Below are 7,739 nucleotides of genomic sequence, written 5' to 3'. Positions count from 1 at the left end.
GGCCCGCACCGCGTGCAAGTGAGGACAATCCACACTTGCACGCGGTGCGGGCCGTGGAGCAGGCGAAACCGCGTGCTTTCGCGGCGGTCCCCCTTCGCCGCATCTCGGTGCGGACTAGAGATCTCGGGCGGGCCGCGGCTGGGAAAGGAGCCGGAAAGCGGCCTGCGCTATCTCGGCTCGATCCGCTGTCCCGTCCAGGACGGTGGCACGGTCGTGACAGAGCTCGTCCAAGATCCCGCCGATGTGGTGCCGGTGAAGGCGTAGGCGCTCCGCGAATGGCTCATCCTGGTCATCTCGCCTGCGACCCAGCACGGACCCGCACCGTGCGCACCGGCCGGGGTCCGCCTCTGAGACGCTCGCCTGGGATATCCCGCCATCACACGTGACGCACACCGACCGCTTTCGCATGCGTGCCATGCACACCTGGTCCGGGGCGTCCAGATACAGAACGCGGTCCACCTGCCGGCCGCGGTCCTTCACCACCTCGAGCATGAGCCGCGCCTGCTCGGCGTTGGCAGGCAGGCCCTCGACGAGCATCCCTCCCGGCAACTGCGCGTCCAGTCGGCGGGTGAATGCCTCGATGACGACCTCGTCCGGGAGCCATTGCCCTTTCTCCTGTGACTCGGTGGCGGCGAGCCACAGATCCGTCTGCCGCCTCTTCTCCTCGACGAACTGACGGCGGACGGCGAAGTGCCCGAGGCCGGGGGTCGCGCCCAGGATGCTCGCGACGAGAGTGCTCTTGCCGGAGCCCGGAGGCCCGAGCAGGACCAGCAATGACGTCTTGGAGATCGTTCGCGCGCTCATCCTGCGCCTCCGGAAGCCGTGGCGCCGGCCGGCGGCGGGGTCTGCCGGAGCAGTGGAAGCACCTCTTGCGCGAAACGTTCTGGCTGCTCGGCACGGTCGGGTCCGAGCAGGCTGACGTTGAAGCCGTCGAATCCGAGGTCTCTCAGCTTCGCGAGCTGGTCCGCGACGGCCTCCGGCGGGCCAACGACCGCATTCGCCGGCACGTCGGCCAGCGGACCGACATGAGCCTCGAGACTCAGGACGCAGGTGATTGTGGACGGGTCGCGCCCCGCGCGGTCAGCCGCGCCGAAGAGGCGGGTCCTACACTCGGTCAGCCGCTGTACGGAGGTGTAACGCAGATACGGGATCCACCCGTCCGCCATGCTGCCGGCCACCTCGGCTCCGCGTACACCGAGCACGCCCAGCCAGATGGGTATCCGGCTCGTCGGCCTCGGGCTGATCTCCGCGTCGGCAACGTCATGGTGCCGGCCCGGGAAAGTGAACTTACCCTCGGACCACATTCCCTTGATGATCGCCGTCGTCTCGGCGAGGGCATCGATTTTCCCACGGGCGGACGGCGGGTTGATCCCCACCGAACGCATCTTGTTGTCCGCGCCGCCGCCGCCGATCCCGAGCACGAGCCGGCCGTTGGCGAGACGGTTGATGGTCTCGGCCATCTTCGCCACGAGCGCCGGGTTACGGAATGGCGCGCCGAGGACGCGGGTGACGAGCCCGATTTGCCGCGTCGAGGCGCCGATCGCGGCCAGTGTCACCAATGGCTCATTGGTGGGACTGCCCCCAAAAGGATGGTCGGCGACCGAAACGAAATCGAATCCCAGTCTTTCCGCCTCGACTGCCTCGTCTGCGGGGTGCACGTCGCCGATAGGGTGCATGGACACGCTCAGACCGACTACAGGTCCTTTCACATCTCCTCCGTTGGACCGGGTGACTTCATCGCCTGTTCCGCGCCGCACATGCTAAGCATCCACGTCCGCGAAAGGCCACACGACGTCGTTTCCGGATTCGGCGAGTCGGCACCCGCGTGGACGGATGGACAGCCGGTCCGCGCACGTCACACGTCACGAATCCCTGAGCGGCACTCAAGCCCGATTTTCACATTCGATTACGGGTATGCACCTGAACCACCTGAGCGGCCTGCCACCCTGTGGGTAGACTGTACGGCGTGTCTGCAGTCCCGGTTCGCACACGTTTCGCTCCTTCCCCTACAGGGATGTTCCACGTCGGCGGCGCGCGGTCGGCACTCTATAACTGGGCGGTAGCACGACAAGCAGGAGGAAAGTTCGTGCTGCGGGTGGAAGACACCGATACGGCGCGAAATCGTTCGGAGTGGACGGAAGGCATTATCCAGGGTCTGGCGGCGATCGGTATCAATGCCTCAGATCCAGCCTTCGAGGGGCCCTACCTGCAGTCGGAGAGTGCCGGTCGGCACCGGCAGGCGGCGCTCGACCTGTATGCGGCCGGCCGGGCATATTTCTGCGACTGCACGCGTGAGCAGCTCACGGGGCGGACCGAGTCCGAGCATCTGGGATATGACGGATTCTGCCGCGAGCGCGAGCTGGAGCCGGCCCAGGGACGGGCACTGCGGTTCCGGACGCCGGACGACGGCGAGACCCTGATCGTGGACCTGATCCGCGGCAAGCCGGTTTTCCCCAACAACACGATCGAGGACTTCGTCATAGCCAGGGGTGATGGGTCGCCGGTGTTCCTGCTGGCCAACGTCGTCGATGACCTGGACCAGGGCATCACGCATGTGATCCGCGGCGAGGAGCACCTGTCCAACACGCCGAAACAGCAGTTTTTGTGGGAGGCGCTGGGCTCGGCCCCGCCGACGTGGGCTCATCTGCCGGTGCTGGTCAATGACAAGCGGCAGAAGCTGTCCAAGCGGCGGGACAAACTGGCGCTGGAGGATTATCTGGCCGAAGGGTTCCTGCCAGACGCCCTGGTCAATTACCTGATGTTGCTGGGCTGGGGGCCGGGCGACGACCGGGAGATCATGCCGTATGCGGAGATGGAGCGACGGTTCAGAATCGAGGACGTCAACACCTCGCCGGCGTTCTTCGACGTGAAGAAGCTGACCGCGTTCAACGGTGAATACATCCGGGCGTTGTCCGCGGAGGCGTTCGTCGCCGCCTGCGCGCCATGGCTGACCGAGCCCCATGCGCCGTGGCGGCCGGACGCCTTCGACTCGGGCGTGTTCGCGGCGGTGGCGCCGCTGGCGCAAACCCGGCTGGCGTTGCTGTCGGAGATCACGAGCTATGTGGATTTCCTGTTTCTCGATGAGCCCATATTCGACGAGGCATCGTGGAGCAAGGCCATGAAGCCGGGCGCCGCGCGGTTGCTGCGTGATGCACGTACGGCGTACGCCGCTGCGGCATGGCGGGCGGACACGCTGAAGCACGTGCTGACCGAGGTGGGCGAGAGCCACGGGTTGAAGCTGGGCAAGGCGCAGGCTCCGGTCCGGGTGGCGGTGTCGGGGCGGACAGTCGGCCTGCCACTTTTCGAATCACTCGAGCTCCTTGGCCGCGAGCGGACGTTGCGACGCCTGGACAGCGCGCTCGCGCGCCTGATCGGCTCGTGACGCCGCGCAGGTGACCACCCCGCCGGCGGTCAGCCCGTGAGGTCCCGCACGACATGAGACATGTCCTTCGCGGTGACACGCGGCCTGGCAGCGGCCTCCACGGCAAGGGCCTCCAGTGCGCGGAGGAGGACAACGATCTCCGCCGGCGGCAAGAGTGACGTGTCGGCCCGGAGCAGGCACCCGATGGCCGGCGGGCGGGCGAATGTCACGAGGTAGACCCGCCGCCCCATACGATCCTGAGACAGATCGCGGTTCCACCGCAGGATGGTGTCGCCCGGCGAACCGGTGTGTGAACCTACGGCCGCCGCTCTGCAGGGCACCTCGCCCGAGAGGTTCAGGTTGATCGAGAAGGGTAGGCCCACGCAGTGACGGGCTTCGCCGGCGGGGCCGTACACGAGCTGAGCCACCGAACGCGGGTCGTATTGCCCGTGCCGGTATGCCAGCAGCGCGGACTTCACCGTGGCGCTAAGGAGCTCGGGGAAACTCAGGCCACGCACGTCGACGCTGAGCGGGGCGTCCTGAACGAAGGTTCCGGCGGCTGCCCTGCGCCGGGGACCGACGCGGTTGCTGCAGTAGATCATTGACATGCACTTCTCGGTCGTCGACCGCAGGCCCAGCAGCGCCGCCCAGATCGTCAGCATGAGTGTCGGCGCACCCACCCGGTACAGCTCACTCAGCCCGCAGATGGCTCCGGCAAGGGCGCGTGACTCCATGTACATCTCGCGATAGGTGGCCGGTTCGCCACCGGCGGAAGCCGGAGGGAGGTTGTCGGCACAGAGGCGGGCCACCTGCTGTTTCCAGTAGTCGAGCGACGACACGGCGACTTGCCGTCCACGGTCACTCGCCTCGTATGTCGCCTGATCCAGGGGCTGAAGACCACTCTGCACCCCCGTAGAGGGTTCGCCGCGCAGCAGGTGTACGAGATGATCGCGGAGTTGCGCGACCGCCCAACCGTCAACCGCCAGATGGAACAGGACGACCACGACATACCGCGGCTCGCCGTCCTGAGTGACGATCGCGACGCGTATCGGCCACTCGTCCAGCCGGAACGCCGTACGCATCAGTTCCTCTTCGACCTGGTCCCGCCAGTGATCTGCAGGATGGGGTGATGCCTCGCAGAGGCTCACCCTCAACGATCCGGTCGCGGCGACGACCTGTCGAGGCTGGCCGTCCATCGTCTCCACAAACGTCGTCCGCAAGGATTCGTGCTGCTCGACGAGCACGCGTATCGCCGTCACGGTGGTGGACCGGGGTGTGCCGTGCGGCACCTCCACCGCGAACGGCACATTGAGGTGGGCGTGATGACCATCGAACCAGACGGCCTCTCGCCACATCCATTGCTGACCCCAGGTCATAACGGATGAACCTGATCGCGCCCCGCGAAATCCAAGGAGGCAGGACGTTGCGCCATCGATCACAGGACCTCCGCTCCATGCGTACAGATGTGCGGTTTGCAGCCACAAGCGCTGGCGAATCGCCGTCCTTCTCGCCCGGCGGTGCCGTGCCTCCAGCGGAGGGAATGCCGGGCGAACGGGGATAGCCGGGCGACGAGCGGGTCCGGCTCCTGACCGCCGCGAAGCAGTGACCGCGCCTCGGCGAGGGTGGGTGCTTTCCGGCGGCCATTTTCTTCAGGTTGGCATGCACGCGGATACCGCACAAGGCGTGCGACGGAACGCGTATGGACGATCAGGCGATTCGTCCGTCACGCTGAACCCATAACTCGAGCCATCCGTAAAGAATCAAGCCTGTCTTTCTCGGTCGGCAGGCCGCGTCGTGCCGGTTCTGTATCGACCGGGGCTTTCACATCCCAGCGCCTCTAGTACGATGATTTTTTGCCGGGCCGGATCCGGGTCGCCCCATGATTGCCCGAAACGTATTTCGCTTAGCGAGGGAGAGTCGTTTCATGGTGAACGAAGGCCGGAACATCGCCGACGACGTGCTCACGATCATCAAGGCCACCCTGCTGATCGAAGCCGTGGATATGAAAGACAACCTCTTCGATGTCGGGGCGGATTCCTTGACGTTGCTGGAAATATGCACTCAGATCGAAGAGGGATTCGAGATCGAAGTGCCGCTGGAGTCGGTATGGGAGGCGCCTAGCGCCTCAGACATCATCCGCATAGTCGAGGACTGCGTTCAGAAGGCCCGGGAACTTGCCGCCGGTGGCCGGTAGGCCGGAATACGTGCCTCGTGACAGCCGGCCGGAGACGATCTGAAAGAGGTCAGGGTGTCGTCATCCTTCACATATCCGGCCATCCCCTCACAGTCGGCGTTCAGGGCCATCGACCGCACCGATCCGGGTCTGACGACCATGGTGTACGAGCGGCCGGTAGCTCCCCATGTGAGAACCGCGTTGCTGCGCCAGGCCGTTGACGAGGTGTATCAGAGGCATGAGGTCCTGCGGACGACGCTCGTCGACGCGGATCCGGGATCCCCCTCCTCGCCGCTGGAGACCCTATGGCTCGGCTTCCGGAATGTCGTGGCCGAACGGCCGGTGGGAGCGCTGGACGTGATCGTTCCCTCGCACACCTTGCAGGCCGACCACGGGGAGCCGGGATGGCTTCCTGGATTACGGGCGGATCCCGGTCGTCTCCCGGTCTTTCGATTCCAGCTCATCGACGGACCTGCGCGGCGGAAACTCAGAATCCTCACCGATCACGCTCTCTGCGATCGATGGTCGCTCTTTGTGCTGCAACGCGACATCGAGCGTTCATACCGGCGGATACTGGCCGGGGCGCCGGCCGGCGCGGGGGAGACCTATCCGTTCAGCGCGTTCGCGGGTGAGCTCTATGCGAGGTGGACCTCCGGCGCGTTGGAGGCCAGGACCAAGGCCCTCGGGGAGAAGGTGCTGGCGCTCGATATGAGTCACATATCAGAGATCAGCGAGTCTCTGTCTGAGCCGGCTTCGGTCGAATCCTTCGTCGTTGCGCTGAGTTCAGCATCGACGCGTCGCTTCGAGGCCCTTTACTCGCAGGCCGGGAGCAGCCGGTTGGGGGTGGCCATCGCGTTGTTTGCGAACGCCGTGGCGGCAGAGTTCGGCTGGCGCCGTCTCGCGCTGCTCACGCCGCACGCGAACCGCCCCATCAAGGCACGTGGGTCCGTCGGTCTGTTCGCCGACGCGCAGTACATATTCGCGTCGGTCGAAGCGGGCTTTGAGGCGGTGGTCCGTGAGGTCTCCGCGAGCCTCAAGGAGCCTCTCACCAGCACGCCACCGCCCGCCGCGCTCATCCAGGCTTTGCCTGGAGCACGCGAGGTGCTGCAGAGTGTGCCCCGCCTGGCGGCTGACGTCCTGATCAGGCCCCGGCGCGGCGGGCCGGACCTCCGCGCGGGGCAGGTCCAGCTCTTCGAGGACGCGGGCGAGGAGGAAGCCGACCGTCCAGACGAGGACGCCATCGTCACTTTCACGCCGCCGTCGTGGCCCGGCCAGCCCGATCTCAGGCTCACCTGCAACTTCTCGAACCGTCACGAGTTGTCGGTCAACTACCGCGTGGATCGTATACCGGCTTCGTCCGCGAGAGCGATCGCGCAGCGGCTGCTGCGGGAGATCCAGAGTGCCGGGACGAGCGGACGCGGCGTTCACGTGGCCAAGTAGCGCAACCGCGCGAGGAGGCGCACGCCCCGGCAGCAGCCTGGCGACAGGCCTTTCCGGCTAGCGGCACGCAAGGGCCTGCAGCGCGGCTCTCGCAGAGGCCGCGACAGCCGCGGGGGTGGCTGTCGCGTCGAGAACCGTGATTTCCTCCGGCTGGAACGCGGCGAAGATGCCCGAGATGTTGCGACGATGTGTGCGCAGTCGCTGTGAAAAGCCCGGCTCGTTGTCGTCCGGACGGCGCTCGAGCAACCCGCGGCAGGTGACGCAGCGATCCGGGGCCCCAGGAGCGGCGCTGGCCGGCGCCCTGCCGTCGTCGCAGGTCACGCAGACCATCCGATGACGCATCCGCATGGTGCAGACGCTGTCGGAAGCATCAAGGTAGAGAACCAGTTTCGTCCGGACGCCATGGGCCTCGATCAGGTCCCGGACCATCACCGCCTGAGCGCCATTGGCGGGAAGGCCCTGCAGCACCATTCTTGCCGACGGATATGCCCGGAGCTGCCGGGTGAACAACTCGATGATAAGGGCGTCGGGGATCCAGCCGCCCTTCTCCGTCGACTTTTTGATCGATTCCCAGAGTTGCGTTCCATTGCTTCTTTCTCGGGCGAGCTGATGGCGAACGACAAATCTCCGGAAAGCGGCATGGGCGGCAAGAATTTCCCGGACAAGAGTGCTCTTGCCGGATGCCGGTGGACCTAGCACAATAACGAACGGCAGGTCTGCTTCCCCGACTCCCGTCGATACCTGTGCCACGTCGGCATATTAGCA

7 protein-coding genes are annotated in these 7,739 nt (G+C 66.0%); 3 read left to right on the top strand and 4 right to left on the bottom strand.

Features of this window, described 5'->3' with window-relative positions; all coding sequences use genetic code 11:
- Positions 1-114: 114 nt before the first annotated feature.
- Positions 115-804, bottom strand: a complete 690-nt coding sequence (locus E1294_RS35545) for an adenylate kinase family protein (protein WP_132515363.1) — start codon at positions 802-804, stop codon at positions 115-117.
- Positions 801-1,676 (bottom strand): LLM class flavin-dependent oxidoreductase, encoded by an 876-nt coding sequence (locus E1294_RS35540; protein ID WP_132515362.1) that lies wholly within the window; start codon positions 1,674-1,676, stop codon positions 801-803. Before E1294_RS35540 ends, E1294_RS35545 begins: the two co-directional genes overlap by 4 nt.
- A gap of 290 nt (positions 1,677-1,966) precedes the next feature.
- On the opposite strand from E1294_RS35540, the gene gltX reads away from it, so the two are divergent.
- Entirely contained in the window at positions 1,967-3,382 is a 1,416-nt protein-coding gene (gene gltX / locus E1294_RS35535) for a glutamate--tRNA ligase (protein WP_132515361.1), read from the top strand.
- A gap of 29 nt (positions 3,383-3,411) precedes the next feature.
- Here gltX and E1294_RS35530 read toward each other — a convergent pair whose 3' ends face one another.
- On the bottom strand, positions 3,412-4,737 hold the full coding sequence (locus E1294_RS35530; protein ID WP_132515360.1) for a condensation domain-containing protein: 1,326 nt from the start codon (positions 4,735-4,737) through the stop codon (positions 3,412-3,414).
- 548 nt (positions 4,738-5,285) lie between these two features.
- Between E1294_RS35530 and E1294_RS35525 the strand changes: the two genes are divergently transcribed.
- Together E1294_RS35525 and E1294_RS35520 are read left to right on the top strand one after the other, a co-directional pair.
- Entirely contained in the window at positions 5,286-5,555 is a 270-nt protein-coding gene (locus E1294_RS35525) for an acyl carrier protein (protein ID WP_165977640.1), read from the top strand.
- A 54-nt stretch (positions 5,556-5,609) separates the two neighbouring features.
- Positions 5,610-6,974, top strand: coding sequence for a condensation domain-containing protein (locus E1294_RS35520; RefSeq protein WP_132515358.1), 1,365 nt, complete (start codon positions 5,610-5,612; stop codon positions 6,972-6,974).
- Positions 6,975-7,031: 57 nt separating this feature from the next.
- Here the strand turns inward: E1294_RS35520 and E1294_RS35515 are convergent, their stop codons facing one another.
- The gene (locus E1294_RS35515; RefSeq protein ID WP_132515357.1) at positions 7,032-7,724 is read right to left on the bottom strand and encodes a nucleoside monophosphate kinase; all 693 of its coding nucleotides are present in this window, start codon (positions 7,722-7,724) and stop codon (positions 7,032-7,034) included.
- Between the last annotated feature and the right edge of the window lie 15 nt (positions 7,725-7,739).

The organism is Nonomuraea diastatica (assembly GCF_004349015.1).
Classification (GTDB): Bacteria; Actinomycetota; Actinomycetes; order Streptosporangiales; family Streptosporangiaceae; genus Nonomuraea; species Nonomuraea diastatica.
Note: the sequence above shows the minus strand (reverse complement) of the source record. Positions and strands in the feature narration are given on the sequence as shown.

Excerpts from the sequence above, each read along its gene's own strand:
- E1294_RS35530 (WP_132515360.1), bottom strand. The coding sequence starts at position 4,737 with ATGACCTGGGGTCAGCAATGGATGTGGCGAGAGGCCGTCTGGTTCGAT.
- E1294_RS35525 (WP_165977640.1), top strand. The coding sequence starts at position 5,286 with ATGGTGAACGAAGGCCGGAACATCGCCGACGACGTGCTCACGATCATC.
- E1294_RS35540 (WP_132515362.1), bottom strand. The coding sequence starts at position 1,676 with ATGCACCCTATCGGCGACGTGCACCCCGCAGACGAGGCAGTCGAGGCG.
- E1294_RS35545 (WP_132515363.1), bottom strand. The coding sequence starts at position 804 with ATGAGCGCGCGAACGATCTCCAAGACGTCATTGCTGGTCCTGCTCGGG.